General features: G+C 42.9%; 11 protein-coding genes. 1 reads left to right on the top strand and 10 read right to left on the bottom strand.

Annotated features, from left to right (window positions below; translation table 11 throughout):
- Window positions 1-5 precede the first annotated feature (5 nt).
- Window positions 6-437, top strand: coding sequence for a type II toxin-antitoxin system VapC family toxin (locus tag GQR42_RS10535; protein WP_158199939.1), 432 nt, complete (start codon window positions 6-8; stop codon window positions 435-437).
- A 121-nt stretch (window positions 438-558) separates the two neighbouring features.
- Here GQR42_RS10535 and GQR42_RS10530 read toward each other — a convergent pair whose 3' ends face one another.
- The 10 genes from GQR42_RS10530 to GQR42_RS10485 form a co-directional block, all read right to left on the bottom strand.
- A complete protein-coding gene (locus GQR42_RS10530; protein WP_158199938.1) occupies window positions 559-4,224 on the bottom strand; it encodes an nSTAND1 domain-containing NTPase in 3,666 nt (1,221 codons plus the stop codon).
- A 36-nt stretch (window positions 4,225-4,260) separates the two neighbouring features.
- Window positions 4,261-4,647: a hypothetical protein gene (locus GQR42_RS10525; protein ID WP_158199937.1), complete on the bottom strand. Its 387-nt coding sequence runs from the start codon at window positions 4,645-4,647 to the stop codon at window positions 4,261-4,263.
- A gap of 354 nt (window positions 4,648-5,001) precedes the next feature.
- Window positions 5,002-7,788, bottom strand: coding sequence for a cation-translocating P-type ATPase (locus tag GQR42_RS10520; RefSeq protein ID WP_158199936.1), 2,787 nt, complete (start codon window positions 7,786-7,788; stop codon window positions 5,002-5,004).
- 223 nt (window positions 7,789-8,011) lie between these two features.
- The gene (locus GQR42_RS10515) at window positions 8,012-9,118 is read right to left on the bottom strand and encodes a hybrid sensor histidine kinase/response regulator (protein ID WP_158199935.1); all 1,107 of its coding nucleotides are present in this window, start codon (window positions 9,116-9,118) and stop codon (window positions 8,012-8,014) included.
- Between the two features lie 104 nt (window positions 9,119-9,222).
- Entirely contained in the window at window positions 9,223-9,660 is a 438-nt protein-coding gene (locus tag GQR42_RS10510; RefSeq protein WP_158199934.1) for a pentapeptide repeat-containing protein, read from the bottom strand.
- Between the two features lie 114 nt (window positions 9,661-9,774).
- Window positions 9,775-11,247 (bottom strand): BCD family MFS transporter, encoded by a 1,473-nt coding sequence (locus GQR42_RS10505; protein ID WP_158199933.1) that lies wholly within the window; start codon window positions 11,245-11,247, stop codon window positions 9,775-9,777.
- 72 nt (window positions 11,248-11,319) lie between these two features.
- Window positions 11,320-11,559, bottom strand: a complete 240-nt coding sequence (locus tag GQR42_RS10500; protein WP_158199932.1) for a DUF4351 domain-containing protein — start codon at window positions 11,557-11,559, stop codon at window positions 11,320-11,322.
- Window positions 11,560-11,593: 34 nt separating this feature from the next.
- Entirely contained in the window at window positions 11,594-12,058 is a 465-nt protein-coding gene (locus GQR42_RS10495; RefSeq protein ID WP_158199931.1) for a hypothetical protein, read from the bottom strand.
- A gap of 478 nt (window positions 12,059-12,536) precedes the next feature.
- Complete coding sequence (gene rpoD / locus GQR42_RS10490; RefSeq protein ID WP_158199930.1) at window positions 12,537-13,787, bottom strand: RNA polymerase sigma factor RpoD; 1,251 nt, start codon at window positions 13,785-13,787, stop codon at window positions 12,537-12,539.
- A 718-nt stretch (window positions 13,788-14,505) separates the two neighbouring features.
- Window positions 14,506-16,107: a 2-isopropylmalate synthase gene (locus GQR42_RS10485; protein ID WP_158199929.1), complete on the bottom strand. Its 1,602-nt coding sequence runs from the start codon at window positions 16,105-16,107 to the stop codon at window positions 14,506-14,508.
- Between the last annotated feature and the right edge of the window lie 132 nt (window positions 16,108-16,239).

The raw sequence follows: 16,239 nt of genomic DNA, 5'->3' as shown, positions 1-16,239 counted from the left end.
AAATAATGACTAATACATTTATCTGTGTTGATTCTAGTTTTATAGTTCGTTTAACAACGGTTGAACCTTCTGTAACAATGTATAGTCAACTCTGGCAAAAATGGATGACCGAGGAAAATTTAGTGATTGCGCCAACTTTATTATGTTACGAAGTGACTAACGTATTTCATCGTCTGAAAAAAGCTGGTCAAATTTTGGAGACAGAAGCGCAAACCCTCCTTACAGAAGTCTTAGATTTACCCATTCAGTTTCATGAAGATCGTTACCTCCATTACCAAGCAATAGAAATTTCGCAAACCTTGAATCTTCCTGCTACTTATGATGCCCATTATCTAGTATTAGCTCAACGATTTCAAGCAAATTTATACACCAGCGATAAACGCTTATTTAACAGCGTTAAATCTTCTCTAAGTTGGGTTCATTTGGTTGAAGTGTAGATTTTTATTTTTTTCTGAATAGCCACTCTTGTAGGGTGCGTGTTTGTGGCGATAATCTCTGAAAAAAAACCTAAATTAAGAATCGGCTGTAACAGAGCAACTTTATTATTAAATTGGTGGGCTAATTCTTTGTACCAATACCATCACACAAATGCCTATCCTCCTCCCTAACATCAGAATTAGGGTTGTGCAAATAAGCCCGTACCCAAGCGCAACTCCGCCCCATTAAACCATCTAAACCCCAACCGTATTCTCCATTCCACAGTTTGATAGTCTTGTCATGACTACCGGTCGCTAAAGTCTTACCGTCTGGACTAAAACTCACAGTATAGACACTGCCATTATGCCCAGAGAGAGTGCGAATTTCTTTCCCTGTCTCCACATTCCAAAGTTTGATTGTGCTGTCCCAACTACCGGTCGCTAAAGTCTTACCGTCGTTGCTAAAACTCACAGTATAGACACTGCCATTATGCCCAGAGAGAGTGCGGATTTCTTGACCTGTCTCTACATCCCACAGTTTGATTGTCCTGCCATAACTACCGGTCGCTAATGTCTTACCATCGCTGCTAAAACTCACACTCTTGACACCTTCATTATGCCCAGTGAGAGTGCGGATTTCTTGACCTGTCTCTACATTCCACAGTTTGATTGTGTTGTCCTCACTACCGGTCGCTAAAGTCTTACCGTCGGGGCTAAAACTCACGCTATAGAAGCTATTATGCCCAGTGAGAGTGCGGATTTCTTGACCTGTCTCTACATTCCACAGTTTGATTGTGTTGTCCCAACTACCGGTCGCTAAAGTCTTACCGTCACTGCTAAAACTCACGCTAGTGACACTGCCATTATGCCCAGTGAGAGTGCGGATTTCTTGACCTGTCTCTACATTCCACAGTTTGATTGTGTTGTCACTACTACCGGTCGCTAAAGTCTTACCGTCGTTGCTAAAACTCACGCTATTGACATAGCCATTATGCCCAGTGAGAGTGCGGATTTCTTCCCCTGTTTCTACATTCCACAGTTTGATTGTCTTGTCATCACTACCGGTCGCTAATGTCTTACCGTCGGGGCTAAAACTCACGCTATAAACACTGGCATCATTATGCCCAGAGAGAGTGCGGATTTCTTGACCTGTCTCCACATTCCACAGGCGGATTTCTTGACCTGTCTCTACATCCCACAGTTTGATTGTGTTGTCCCAACTACCGGTCGCTAATGTCTTACCGTCGGGGCTAAAACTCACGCTATTGACAGTCTCATTATGCCCAGAGAGAGTGCGGATTTCTTGACCTGTCTCTACATCCCACAGTTTGATTGTCCTGTCATAACTACCGGTCGCTAATGTCTTACCATCGCTGCTAAAACTCACACTATTGACAATCTCATTATGCCCAGTGAGAGTGCGGATTTCTTCACCTGTCTCTACATTCCACAGTTTGATTGTCTTGTCTTCACTACCGGTCGCTAAAGTCTTACCGTCGGGGCTAAAACTCACGCTATTGACAGTCTCATTATGCCCAGAGAGAGTGCGGATTTCTTGACCTGTCTCTACATTCCACAGTTTGATTGTATCGTCACGACTACCGGTCGCTAATGTCTTACCGTCGGGGCTAAAACTCACGCTATAAACACTGGCACCATTATGCCCAGAGAGAGTGCGGATTTCTTGACCTGTCTCTACATTCCACAGTTTAATTGTGCCGTCAAAACTACCAGAAGCCAAAGTCTTACCGTCTGGACTAAAACTCACGCTATAGAAATAAGTATGCCCAAAAAGAGTGCGGATTTCTTGACCTGTCTCTAAATTCCACAGTTTGATTGTCTTCTCAAAACTACCGGTCGCTAATGTTTTACCGTCGCTGCTAAAACTCACGCTATTGACACCTTCATTATGCCCTGTGAGAGTGCGGATTTCTTGACCAGTCTCTACATTCCAAAGTTTGATTGTATTGTCACCACTACCGGTCGCTAATGTTTTACCGTCGCTGCTAAAACTCACGCTATAAACACTGCCATCATGCCCTTTCAAGCGATTATATTCCCTTCCTTCAACCAGAATCTTCTGCAAGGCATCTATTACCTTCGTGTTGCTTGCATTGTGTTTCTGCAAAATTTTTCCAGCCTTAATCGCTTCAACAAAAGCTTCTAAATCTTTTCCCCCTTCATTAAAGAGATACAAAGAATAACCACTGAGAGAATTTGCTAAACTAAGTTCTGTATTAACTTCACGTTGTTTGCGTTCGGCTTCGGCTTTCTGGAGTCGTTGCTGGTATTCCCGACTTGCCCTCATAAACTCAACCGTTACATCCCCAAAATAATTCCTTAAGGCATTTAAATCAGGTAGAGATTTCGCTTTTAATAGATTGCTCACTTGCGTCAACTTAGAGCCAGTCCAAAGCTCACTAATTGCTTTTTTCTCATCCGCTTTATCTTTCCACCAAGATTCAGCCGCTTCTTTTAATTGTCTTTCTAAAATAATCTCCTTCTCATATTTAGTAATCCAGTCCTGTAACCTTTGCCAAGAGCCAATCAAAGCTTCATGGGCAATTTCTACCATGCCTTCCTGACGGCCACTCACCAACAGACGATATTTTTTCACTAATTCATCAACAATTTTTCCTAATTCATCATTAAATCCAGATTTATTTTTCCGTTTACTAACTCTTTTTCCATCCGATGTAATTGTCACTAACTGAACAAAAATACTTTCAACAGCTTTTCCCTGACCCTGAGATTCAAAATGTTGATAAATTTTCTCTGCTTGTTGTTGTAAAGCTCCCCCAACACCGCCCAAATTTTTATAAGTATCGTAATCAAGTAACCTATCCGATAAATCATCCTTTTGCCATAAAAGATCTAAGGTATATTGTAACAAAGGTAAAGACCGAGATTCACCTCTAAAATCTTCAATAATCTTCTCAATTAAATTCAGATCAACATTTACTCCATGAGTCGCCGCCGGATTTTTAATCACTAACTTCAATTCCCGATCTGCCATGGGCGTAATATAACTAAATGGCTTTCTTCCATCGCTTTGTATCGTCACTACAAAATCAGGAAACGTATGCATAAATTGATCTAAAAAGTCAGTTCTCATTGTCAAGACAATTTTGACTGATGAATTATTAGTTCGCTGTAAATAACTAATTAAATTCTCTAAAGATTGAATAAATAGACAACCCTTATTATCCTGACTTTGAGTTAAAATTTCTTCAAATTGATCAATAAAAATTAACCACAAAGACTCTGGCTTTTTCTTTAAGGTTGTGATGACCTTTTCTAGGTATTCAACCGCAGCCGTTATATTATCTTGGGGTGGTAAAGCAACTTGAGTCTCCGATTGTTTATAGTCCGTGGGAGATTGAGAAATAAAATTGGCAACCTGAAGATAGAATGAGAAAAAAGGATCATCATTAGGAACCATGCTTAAATTAGAGAAATTGGGCTTATATTTAGCCGATAAAGCAGGAATTAAACCAGCTTGTACTAAAGAAGACTTGCCACTTCCTGATGCTCCTAAAAGAAAAATTAAATTCTCTTTTTCTAGCTCTTTTAATAAATCATTAATGACCTTTTTGCGTCCATAAAAAAGATTCGCATCATTTGCTGTAAATGCAACCAAACCTAAATAGGGAGAATTTTCATTGATGGTTGCAGCAACTTTCTCCTCTTCAGGATCATCGCCATAGTTTATTTCTGTCTTGACAATAATATTCTGTGTATTATTATCACCCTGCTGAATAACCTGCTTTTCAGCCTGAAAATGGGAGCGAAAAATAGATTCAGACATTTGTTTCTCCTCATGCTCTCCCTAAATTTAATTTAGTCAAAGACTAATATTGTCAATGACATTCTTTTCCCCTTGTTGAATCACCTGTTTTTCTGCTGTAAACGTTCCACCAAATTTAGGTTGAGAACCTGCTAATTCATTTGTCTTCAGCACTTGGTTTAATTTCTCTGCCAACTCCTTGATTTCATCTCGGTCATTAGGCTCTAATGTCTTTAATTGCTTTTCAAAAGGTTTCTCATAAGTTTCAGTATCTTCTTCATAATCTTTTAGTGCTTCCTGTGCTTTAGTATTCTCGGCAAATTTCTTCTTAATCAACGCTTTTAAACTCTCATAAGCATCCTTAACGGCTGTTCCTGCCGTATCCTTAGCAGCAGCCGTCGCACCAGCAGCCAACGCAGCGAGAATTAGAGAAATCGGTTCCATTGCCTGAGACTCCAAATTAGATATTGCTAACTCAATCTTACATCAAATCAGTTTTTAATAGTAAGCCAAATCGCAATCAGCTAGAGAACTGGAATTTCACGGCCAAGCCACTAAGCCTTAAAAGTATTGCTAAGTAGGTAGGCGTTAAAAATTATCAGATACCCTCCTTATTAAGGGGGGACTAAGGGGGGATCGAACCTAAAATCGATTTTTAATTTAATTATAACCAGCTACTTATGCAAAAATCTTAGCCGAAAAAGCCAAACTACGGTTTTCCCTGTGGATGGGGTTTATCAGTTATGGGATTTGAGTTTTCAATTCACTGTTTACTGAACAATGAAAAAAGCTCCCTGATTATCGCCGATGATACCAACGGGTAAATAATTTTTCTAACTCCACCCAAACGAATAACAAGGTACTAAACCCCAAACAGATTAATAATTCTTCTTTAGTTAAAAATTGAGTGCCGAAAAAATCCCGCAGAGCAGGAACATAGATTAACATCAGTTGAAAAATTGTCGTCAGGGTTACTGCTACCCAGAGATAGGGATTAGTCAAAGGATTCATTTCTATGGTAAGATGATCGCTCGATCGCACAGAAATGGCATGACCCATCTGAGCTAAACAGAGAGTAGTAAAAACCATAGTTTTCCATGAACCGGTATTACCAAAAAGCGGATCCAAGCGCACAGCGATTAACATTTGAGTGATATTAATAATCGAAAAAATAATCCCAATTCTCACGATATAAGTTCCCAAACCGCGAGCAAAAATACTTTCTTGGGGACTAAAAGGAGGGCGACGCATAATATTAGGAGAAGCGGGTTCCACTGCCAAAGCTAAAGCAGGTAAACCATCGGTAACTAAATTCATCCAGAGAATTTGTAGGGGAGTGAGAGGAGTAACTAAACCCAAAAGAGGCGAAGCAGCGATAGTAATTACTTCCCCGATATTACTGCCGAGAATATATTTAATAAAACTGCGAATATTGTGATAAACTACTCGCCCTTCTTCCGTAGCAGCGACGATGGTGGCAAAATTATCATCAAGGAGAATCATATCACTAGCCTCTTTGGTGACATCGGTGCCAGCGATTCCCATGGCAATACCGATATCTGCTTGTTTCAAGGCCGGAGCATCATTCACCCCATCTCCGGTCATAGCGACAAATTTACCCTTTTTTTGCAAAGCGCGGACAATAGTTAATTTATGTTCGGGGGAGACACGGGCATAGATGTTAGTTTTGTCAATAAGTTTTTCTAGCTGAATTGGTGATAATTTATCTAATTCTTGTCCTGAGATGACTAAAGCTCCCGCTTGGGCAATACCAAGACTTTTAGCCACCGCTAGAGCAGTTAATTGATGATCGCCGGTGATCATAATCGGACGGATTCCCGCTTCTCGACACCTAGTCACGGCGATTTGTACCTCTGGTCGCGCTGCGTCGATCATACCGACCATTCCTAACCAAATTAGCTCATCTTCGCTGATTTCAGTTAATTCTGGTGGATAAATCAGGTTTTTATAGGCTAATCCTAAGACTCGCAAACCCCTGTTAGCCATAGCATTGTTAGCGACTAAGACTTGTTCTTTTTCCCTATCCCCAAAAGGAAGACTTTCTAATCCCGATTGATAGGAGAGACATTGTTCAAGGATTAATTCCGGGGAACCTTTGGTAAATAGTACGGGATTGACTCCTTGACAAATGACCGACATTCGCTTTCTTTGGGAAGAAAAGGGGATTTCAGCGATTCTAGGGAACTCTTGCTTGGTTAGGGATAAATTTAAGCCCGCTTTCGCCCCTAAAACTAATAAAGCTCCTTCCGTGGGATCGCCTAAAATGCTATCGTGACCGTTATCGAGGTATAAACTGGCATCGTTGCAGAGGACACTGGCAATTAAGAGATGATGTAATTCTAGATCGGTTTTGGGATCGATCGCCCGTTGCTCGGAGTCTAAAAATTGTCCTTTTGGGCTATATCCTTCTCCTGTCACCGAAAAATTGCGATTAACTGTCTCTATCTCCCGTACAATCATTTTATTTTCCGTTAGCGTCCCGGTTTTGTCGGAACAGATCACATTAACGGAACCGAGGGTTTCTACTGCTGGCAGTTTACGAATCAAGGCCTGACGTTTGACCATGCGTTGAGTACCGAGGGCGAGCGTTAGGGTGATAACTGCGGGTAATCCTTCGGGAACAACGGCTACTGCCATACTAAGGGAAACTTCGACCAATTCCTCTAGGGCCGACCAACCGGCATTGATCAGTCCGATGGTAATAGTCAGGGCAACTAGAATGAGAGAACCAGCGACAAGGACATTACCCAAGTGAGTCATTCTTTTTTGGAGAGGAGTGGGTTCATTGCCGACTGTTGCTAACATTTGAGCGATTTTGCCTAATTCCGTCGTCATTCCCGTATTGGTAACGATGACCTTGGCCCGGCCTTGCAGTACTTCTGTTCCAGTAAAGACAAAATTTAAGCGATCGCCAAGGGGAGTATCCCGGTCTAAGGGGTCAATGGAGGCGGATTTATTAACACTATTTGCCTCTCCTGTCAAGGCCGATTCGCGAATTTGCAGGTTAAAAGCTTCGATAATTTGGCCGTCGGCACTGATTTGGGTTCCCGCTTCAATCAGCATGATGTCCCCGGAGACGAGATTAACCGCATCTATTTCCGTGCGTTGGCCCTCGCGAATAACATTAACTTGGGGAGAGGAAAGTTTTTTTAAAGCGGCCAGAGCTTTTTCGGCGCGACTTTCTTGCAGATAGCCGAGGATACCATTGAGGATGACAATTGTTAAGATAGCGATCGTATCTTTGAAGGGAACACCAATTTTAGCCAGATGACCGCGCTGCAATTCCAGTAAATCTAGTCCCCCGGAAATTATGGCCACGGCAATTAAGAGCAGGAGCATAATATTGGTAAACTGATCCAGGAGAATTTGCCAATTACTGCGCCCTGGACGTTCTTGTAGTTCATTTTTGCCATAATGTTTAATTCTTTCGGCGATTTGCTCCCTATTGAGGCCATTAACAGCGGAACTACCGAGGATAGATAGGGTGGTTTCCACCGGATAGGTATGCCAAGGTTGTTGCAAGTTAAGTCTAGAATGGGCAGAATAGTCGGCATTAGCGGCCATGGCAAGTGAAGATAGTTGATCTAGATAGATCTTAGCCCTTTCTTTCCCCGGTCACGGAAAAAAACAAATGTTTAAACTGGCTCTTCCTGCTCATAGACAGTCTTAACGAGTAATGTAGATAAGTAGCTGGTTATAATTAAATTGAAGATAGATCCCCCCTTAATCCCCCCTTGATAAGGGGGGTGTCTGACAGTTTTTAACATCTACCTATTTAGTCAATAGCTTAGTAGGGCAAAGTAAACCAAAATTGTGAACCTTTTTCGTCATTATTCATAATGCCAATTTCACCTCCGTGAGCATGGATAATTTGACGACATAGATATAAACCTAGTCCTAGACTAATCTGATTGTTATTATTGCCTCGTTGATAGCGATCAAATAATTGTTTTCTCTGGGTTTCGCTAATTCCCACCCCATTATCAGCAATGCTACACAGGAGATAATTACCCTCTAGTCTAGCCGATAAAGTGATAATTATACCTTGGGGATTGTGTTTAAGGGCATTGGCTAATAAATTCTCAAAAACTCGCCAGAGATGGTGAGCATCGGCATTAACTAAGGGTAAATCGGGGGAAAAGTTATTAATTAAAGTTGCTTGATTTTCCTTTAATCTTAACTCCCATTCCTGACTGATCTGTTGACCAATTTCGTAGAGAGATAAAGGCTTTAGTTCTAGGGAAACTCCCCAAAGATCATTTTGTCGGGTTTCGACAAGAGAATCAATTAAAGTTAATTGTCGATCGCAACTGTTGGCCATCTGTTGTAAAATCTTCCGGGATACTTCTTTAGTTTCTCCCTGAGAATTTTTAATTAAATTATTTAAGATCATTGACATCCCGATCACCGGATTGCGGAGATCATGAGAGACAGCATGAAGATAAATTTCTAAGGTTTCCTCAGTTTTTTGACGTTCTTTAATTTCGTTTTGTAGTTGTTTTTTTTGACGGCAAATAGTCAATTGATTTTCGATGCGTGCCATCACTTCTTCCCCTTGAAAAGGTTTAGAAATATAATCGACACCTCCCACTTGAAAAGCTTTGACTTTATCTAAGACATCATCAAGAGCGCTGATAAAAATCACGGGAATTTCTCTGGTTTTTTCATCAGCTTTTAACTGTTCACAAACTTGATAACCATTGAGATCGGGCATATTAATATCAAGGAGAATCAGATCGGGAATTAGCGATCGCACTGTATTCAGGGCCATCTGTCCATTAATCGCTTTGCGTACCTGATATCCCTTCTCGGTGAGCATAATCGACAATAGCCGCACATTATTGGGCAAATCATCGACAATTAAGACACTAGGGCGCGGTGTGAGTTGAGTCATGCCGGTTATTTTATAACTCAAACTATTTAGTAAAAGTGTATAAAAAAACAGACGCGACACTCGCATCCGTTAGAAAATTAACTATATTTTGGGGACAAGAACATCTAAGGATTTTCACCACCCACAGCGATGCCTGTACCATAAATCTGAGCATTTGTCAAGTTAATTCTCTCCATTGATGCACCCGTCACATCAGCATCATAAATCACGGCACTGGTGAAATTGACTCCATCGAGATTAGCTTGATTCAAACTGGCATTAGTCAGAAAAGCTGCGGTTAAATTTGCGCCTTCTAGGTTAGCATCGGTCAAATCTGCGCCCTCTAAGTTAGCTTCCTCCAGATTAGCTCCCTGTAAATTCGCTTTTCTCAAATCTGCACCGATTAGATGCGCCCCTCTTAAATCTGCACCCCGGAGATCACACCCCGGACATTCCCGCGTATTCAATAATTGTTGCACCTGTCGGGGATTTTCCGCACCGACGGGGTTAATCAGCAGTAAGGAAGCTAGGGAACCTAGGGCAATCATTAAAGTCCTTTTCATCGTTTTAGCCTCCTCTTTCGTTTTCCTCTCTACTTTTAGGATAGGAAAAAAGCTGCTAACCAACTTCCCCCGATCGGGCTAATTCTCCTGTTATCTCACTTTTGCTTGCTTTTGCTAGTCGATCTCTCCTTTCATCACCGTTGCGATCGCTGCTCGGGCATTTTCCTTAAATTCCTTGACATCGACGCGACTTAATAACCAAACTGCTAGGATCATTCCCAATGCTTGCAGGAGGAAAACTAAGCCATAGGCTAAAACCGGACTAGAAAAGACAACTTTACCGATATTTAAAATCGTACCGCCTAAAACCGTGGCCAATCCCCTTGCGATCGCTTGTGATAATCCCCAAGCGCCGATAAAAGTTCCTGCGGTTTCGGCAGCGGTTAAATCTAACATTAAACTGGTAGCCCCAGCAGTAATCATTCCCGAAGCTAAACCGAAAAAGAGCAAGCTTGATTTTAATAAACTTTGATTAGCAGAAAATCCAGCAAAAATCAAGAGAATAAAACAAATTGTTGCAAAAATACAGCCATATTTAGTGGTTTTTTGTTTACCGACGCGGGGAATGAGCATAAATCCCGTGGCAGCGATACCAAAAAGGGTTCCGGTTCCCCAAAAAGCGTTTAATTGGGTGGTTTGGGCGATACACATCCCAAAAACCTCGCCCCCAAACGGTTCCATAATTGCATCCTGCATAAATAAACTCAAAGTCATCATCAGCAGAAAGGTGAAAAATAAACCGGTTTGCCGACTAGCGGTGAGAACCTGTAACGCATCCTTGAAGGTAATTTGATCCTCTCTTTGCACAAGAGTGGACCGACTACTAAAACGAGAATATTTTTTTTCTACGCCAAAAGTCGCTAAAATGCAGAGAACAAAAACGATAGCGGGCATAATCGCGAACACGGGGTTAATATTCGCCTGTAGCTGCGGAATATTGGCTATAGGGGCTGATTGAGTCGGATCATAGGTCAAAATATTTGTACCGCAGATATTGGGAGTATCCAGCAAACGAGAACTAACGATCGCCCCGACAACGATTCCCACCATCAACATTGACCAAACTATAGCAACTAATTGCGATCGATTATCTTCATCGGACACATCCACCAAGAGAGCGGCAAAAGGGGTAGAACTGGCGCTTAAAGCTAGTCCGTAGAGGGCGAAAATTAAGGCTAAGAGGGCAATCCAGGCGTAGGAAATGGTATTCCATCCCGAAGCTTGAATACTAAGTCCCAATTGCCAGACTACCTGCAAAGCAATAAAAGCTAAAGCGGTAAAAACTGCCGCCCCAATCCAGACATAACCGCTGCGATGATGACCGAAAATAGTTTTACCGTCGGATCTTTGCCCAAACCAGATGCGTGCTGGACTAACAAACTGGTGCATAGCGATCGCAGCTGCGGCAAGAAAGGGTAAAACTTTTAACTCATCGATCATAATTCGATTGAGAACCCCCAAAGTCAGCAGGGACATAATACCTAGTCCCATCTGAAAGAGTCCTAGTCGAAACATGGTGAAAAGTCCCAGTTTTGGCAGGGGTTTCGGGGATGAGTGAGTAGAATTGGAGATATCGCTAGTAGCCATGGTTAAATCAATACAGGAAAAAAGCCAGTATTTAAAAATTTAACGCAGGACGAGCAGACATCTTCTGGGGATTTAAGTTTGTATCTCCGATAACCAAGTGGTCAGATCTGTCAAACTGGTAAAATCGAGCAGCGCTTCTCCTAAAGTTTCTAATTGTTCTAGAGATAGTTCTCGGATTTGTTGGCTTAAAGTCGAGGATATTTCACCTAAACGACGGTTAAGTAGCCGTAGAATCAAAGAAACCGCTTCTTCTCGTCTTCCTTGTGCTTTTCCACTTTCCCGGATATCCTGATAAATGACTGATTCGCGCATAATTTCTTCCCTTAATAAGCTTCCGATGATTTCCTTACTTAAATACTAACACCGCCAAAATTGCTGTAGCGGCGGCTAAATTGCTTTTTTCAGTTCTCCCCTCGATATTATCAATTTTTGCGGCTACTTGTCGTAGAATTTCGGGACGATTAGAGGTTTTTCCTAGATTGGCCAAGGGTAAAAATCCTGATAATCCTAACATTTCCTCGGCAGCAATTTCCCAGAGACGAAGCACTTCGTATTCATGACGGGTATTGGGAAGAATAAAAGCGTTTTCCTGCACTAAAGGTGATGAGGTTTCTTTCAGGTAAATTACCACTTGTCGCATGGTTTTTTTGGGGAAGCGACGATAGACTCTAGTGCGATAATCTAACATCCGAAAGGACATTTTTGGGTCAGAATCGGTCTGGAATTCGAGATGAAGAATCATCTGATCTGATTCTAACAAAATCAGGGCATCAGCCCGAATCGGTTCTAGAGACAGTTCCGAGGGACTCAATTGGGTGCATCTCAATTTTGGAGAAAATTATCTAAATTACATAGGGGCGCATCGCGTGCGCCCCTACCATTTGCGCGATAATATTATTGTAGGGGCGAATTGCATTCGCCCTCTTTTAATAACTTCTGCTGCTCACCTATATGTGAGAGAAAGTCTCACTTATGAGATGCACCCGACTCAATTGGGTGAAGGAGAGAGGTTCTCCTAATAACCATTAGGCGAAGTCACGACTATAATTTTCGGCGAGAAATTTACAGACATTATCATACATTTCTTGATTCTAATCAATGAGATATTTATAGTGTTTCTCATCAAGATAAAGTGTAACCTAATTTGGTATCGACGATCAACTCCCCAAAAGAAAAACTTCGTATCTCATCATTAAGATAACTGCTGTAAATTCGCTCGAGGAAAGTTTAGATAACAATAAAACTGAGCCTCCAGGAGACTCAGTTTCTAGTTTTTTAAGGACGGGAAATTAACGAATGTACTCTTTGAGGATACTATTACGGTTAGGGTGACGCAGTTTCCGCAGGGCCTTGGCTTCTATTTGACGAATGCGCTCGCGCGTGACGTTGAAAATCTGGCCGATTTCTTCGAGTGTTTTCATCCGGCCGTCATCTAAACCGTAGCGCAGCCGCAGCACATCGCGTTCGCGAGGACTCAGGGTATCGAGGACATTTTCTAAATCCTCGCGTAATAGATTTTTAGAAACTTCATCTTCTGGGGTTTCCCCATCCGCTTCGATAAAGTCTCCTAAACGGGAATCTTCTTCTTTACCGATGGGAGTTTCTAGAGAAATCGGTAATTGGGCAGATTTGGCAATAAAACGCAGTTTTTCAATGGTCATCTCCATCTTGGTGGCGATTTCTTCCTCGGTGGGTTTGCGACGCATTTCCTGAGAAAGAATCTTGGTGGTTTTTTTGATCCGGGAGATGGTTTCGTAGAGGTGGACGGGAAGACGAATGGTGCGGGATTGATCGGCGATCGCGCGGGTGATGGCTTGACGAATCCACCAAGTGGCATAGGTGGAGAATTTATAACCCTTTTCGTGGTCGAATTTTTCGGCGGCGCGAATCAAACCGAGGGAACCTTCTTGAATTAAATCTTGGAAGGAAAGACCGCGATTCATGTATTTCTTGGCGATCGAAACCACTAAACGCAGGTTCGATTGTACCATTTTTTCCTTAGCGCGACGACCATGGTACAAACGACGCTTAAAGGCCGATAAGTATTCCTTTGATTTCGCCAGCCATTCTTCCAGCAGGGGAGCCGTTAGCTCCGTCTTACCTAAATAAGCCTTAATATCCGATAGTTTCGGTTCTTTTTCCAATTTTTCAACGATAATTTTCTCGATGCGCTCGAACAAGAAAACCTGTTTTCCCCATTCAGCATCGCTATAGAGGCAAAAATCTTCGCGAATACGTTCTAATTTCAGTAGATCGGCGATTTTTCTCGCTAATTCGATCTCCTCCTCCGCTCTCAATAACCGAATCCTGCCGATCTCTTGCAGATAAATCCGAATCGAATCTTCTGTATAGGGTTTTTTTCTGGCTGCGTCGCGACGACGAGCGCTGGCAAGGCGGCGGGTTTTTTTGCCATCGTTGCTATCGCTGGTTTCTTCTAGCTCTAACTCGATATCCTCATCATCGAAGTCTTCGTCTAGGTCAATCAAATCTAAATCCAATAGCGGCTCGGTAAGGGTTAGTACATCGTGGGCCTGCATCATGCCGTTTTCCTCTTGCTCCTTCTGTGCAAAACTAGAAGATCGAATCTCAATCTAGGTGATACTGAACAAATTTGTGTCTCAAATCCGAGACGGGGAAAGACTTTTCCGATTGTAGCTTTAATTACAACAAATGGGAGAAGATCTTTGCTTAAATTCTCTTGTGTCGATGCGATTTTAGCGACACGGAATGCTGTTTTAGCTCGGTCAACTCATAATCTGGCTCCTGCAAAAATTGGGTAAATGGCTGGAGGACTGAAATCTGATCGCCGGTTTGTCTGCGGTGTTGACCAGATAGCTAACAATCAAAGGAATTATTGGACGGGTCAACTGTTCCCATTGGCAAGGGGAACAGCATCCCTATTTGCCTTTGCTAATTCCTTTCGTCCTTAGCCATTGTATTTAATTTGAGCGGATTCTTGCGGATAAATTTCATCCCTCATTGCTTTTAGGGGAATCTTTTGTTAGTACACTTGCACCATGACAATTAGGGCGCAAGCTCATAATATTAAGTTAGCAACATTTTAGAAATTTGCCAGACAAATTTAAGATTTTCTCCAACAGCGCCGTGGGAATTATGAATTATCAATTATGAATTGGGGAGATGGGGAGATGGGGAATTGGGGAGACCACTTCGTGCGCGTTGCGGGGGGAAGTGGGGTGTGGGGAAGTGGGGGAATTTCAACTAAAACCCTAAAACCCTAACACCCTAAAACCCTATCTAGACTTGTAGCATTTCTGGGGTTTTTTCCTGCTGCTGCAGTGCCACGTGGAGACGGTTTAAGGCACTGACGTAGGCGCGAGCGGAGGCGACAATAATATCGGTATCGGCCGCGTGAGCAGAATAGGTGCGTCCTTCGTAACGGAGACGGATAGTCACTTCTCCTAAAGCATCGATTCCCTCGGTAACTTCCCGCACCGAGAAAGAGATTAATTCGTTCGGAATCTGCACCACTCGATTGATCGCTTTGCAGAGAGCATCCACTGGACCTGTACCAATGGCCGCATCGGATAACTCGCTACCGTCGGGAGTGCGAATCGTTACCGTGGCCGTGGGTCTGGCGTTATTGCCACAGGACACTTGTACTAGCTCAAGGCGGAAGTGATCGGGAACCGTATCAATTTCATCGTTAACAATCGCTTCCAGATCGCGATCGGTGATTTCCTTTTTGCGATCGGCCATTTCTTTAAACTGGATAAAAGCGTTATTAAGTTCCGTTTCCGAAAGCTCAAAACCCAATTCCTGTAAACGAGAGCGAAAAGCGTTGCGGCCGGAGAGTTTACCGAGAACGATCTGATTATTAGTCAAACCGATCGATTCCGCATCCATAATCTCATAGGTGAGTTTATGTTTTAACACCCCGTCCTGATGGATTCCCGACTCGTGTGCGAAAGCGTTAGCACCGACGATCGCCTTATTCGGTTGCACGATCATGCCGGTAAGATTAGAAACTAGGCGAGAAGTGCGATAGATTTCCCTGGTGTTGATCTTGGTTAAAGGTTCGGTGGACTCTGGGGGACGACCGAGGAAAGGATTAAAATAGGAGCGCCGGACATGAAGGGCCATCACCAATTCTTCTAGGGAAGCATTACCGGCGCGCTCACCGATACCGTTCATGGTACATTCCAACTGTCGAGCGCCATTTTTAACTGCTTCGAGGAAATTAGCCACCGCTAACCCTAAATCGTCGTGACCATGGACGGAGATAATCGCTTGGTCGATATTGGGGACATTTTCCTTAATACCACGGATTAAAGCCCCAAATTCGCTGGGGGTGGTGTAACCGACAGTATCGGGAATATTAACAGTGGTGGCTCCTGCGGCGATCGCTCTTTCGAGGACTTGATAGAGGAATTCCGGATCGCTGCGGCCAGCATCTTCGGGGGAAAATTCCACATCATTAAGGAAGGATTTGGCATAGGCCACCATTTCTGGCACAATGTCAAGAACTTCCTGACGAGTCTTCTTAAGTTTGTATTGGAGGTGGATATCAGATGTAGCTAGGAAGGTGTGAATTCTGGGCTTGGCGGCGGGTCTGAGTGCATCGGCGGCAGATTTGATATCTTTTTGGGTAGTGCGGGCTAATCCGCAAATAATCGGGCTATCAGCTTCGCTGCCGACGCTGGCGGCAATTTTCTGCACAGCTTCAAAGTCCCCCGGACTAGCGTGGGGAAAACCTGCTTCAATGACATCAACTCCCAGTCGTGCCAGTGCGCGCGCTATGGTTAGCTTCTCATCCACATTTAAAGCGGCACCCGGGGACTGTTCCCCATCTCGAAGGGTGGTATCGAAGATAATCACACGGTCTGGACTGGTATTCATAGTTTTTTGTACCGTTAACGAACTTGGGAGTTGTTCCTCTGATTATAGCAGCCGAGGCCGAGGGGGTTATTAAGGAAAATTGCCCTGAGAATTTCTCGACCTGCTCGCGCTTTTCCTGCTTGCCCTTTTTTT

It is taken from the genome of Microcystis aeruginosa FD4, assembly GCF_009792235.1.
GTDB classification, from domain to species: domain Bacteria; phylum Cyanobacteriota; class Cyanobacteriia; order Cyanobacteriales; family Microcystaceae; genus Microcystis; species Microcystis viridis.
The sequence above is the reverse complement of the archived record's forward strand: the minus strand, read 5'-3'. Positions and strand labels throughout refer to the sequence as shown.

Coding starts and splice junctions, on each gene's coding strand:
- GQR42_RS10535 (WP_158199939.1), top strand. CDS start 6: ATGACTAATACATTTATCTGTGTTGATTCTAGTTTTATAGTTCGTTTA.
- GQR42_RS10530 (WP_158199938.1), bottom strand. CDS start 4,224: ATGTCTGAATCTATTTTTCGCTCCCATTTTCAGGCTGAAAAGCAGGTT.
- GQR42_RS10525 (WP_158199937.1), bottom strand. CDS start 4,647: ATGGAACCGATTTCTCTAATTCTCGCTGCGTTGGCTGCTGGTGCGACG.
- GQR42_RS10520 (WP_158199936.1), bottom strand. CDS start 7,788: ATGGCCGCTAATGCCGACTATTCTGCCCATTCTAGACTTAACTTGCAA.
- GQR42_RS10515 (WP_158199935.1), bottom strand. CDS start 9,118: ATGACTCAACTCACACCGCGCCCTAGTGTCTTAATTGTCGATGATTTG.
- GQR42_RS10510 (WP_158199934.1), bottom strand. CDS start 9,660: ATGAAAAGGACTTTAATGATTGCCCTAGGTTCCCTAGCTTCCTTACTG.
- GQR42_RS10505 (WP_158199933.1), bottom strand. CDS start 11,247: ATGGCTACTAGCGATATCTCCAATTCTACTCACTCATCCCCGAAACCC.
- GQR42_RS10500 (WP_158199932.1), bottom strand. CDS start 11,559: ATGCGCGAATCAGTCATTTATCAGGATATCCGGGAAAGTGGAAAAGCA.
- rpoD (WP_158199930.1), bottom strand. CDS start 13,787: ATGATGCAGGCCCACGATGTACTAACCCTTACCGAGCCGCTATTGGAT.
- GQR42_RS10485 (WP_158199929.1), bottom strand. CDS start 16,107: ATGAATACCAGTCCAGACCGTGTGATTATCTTCGATACCACCCTTCGA.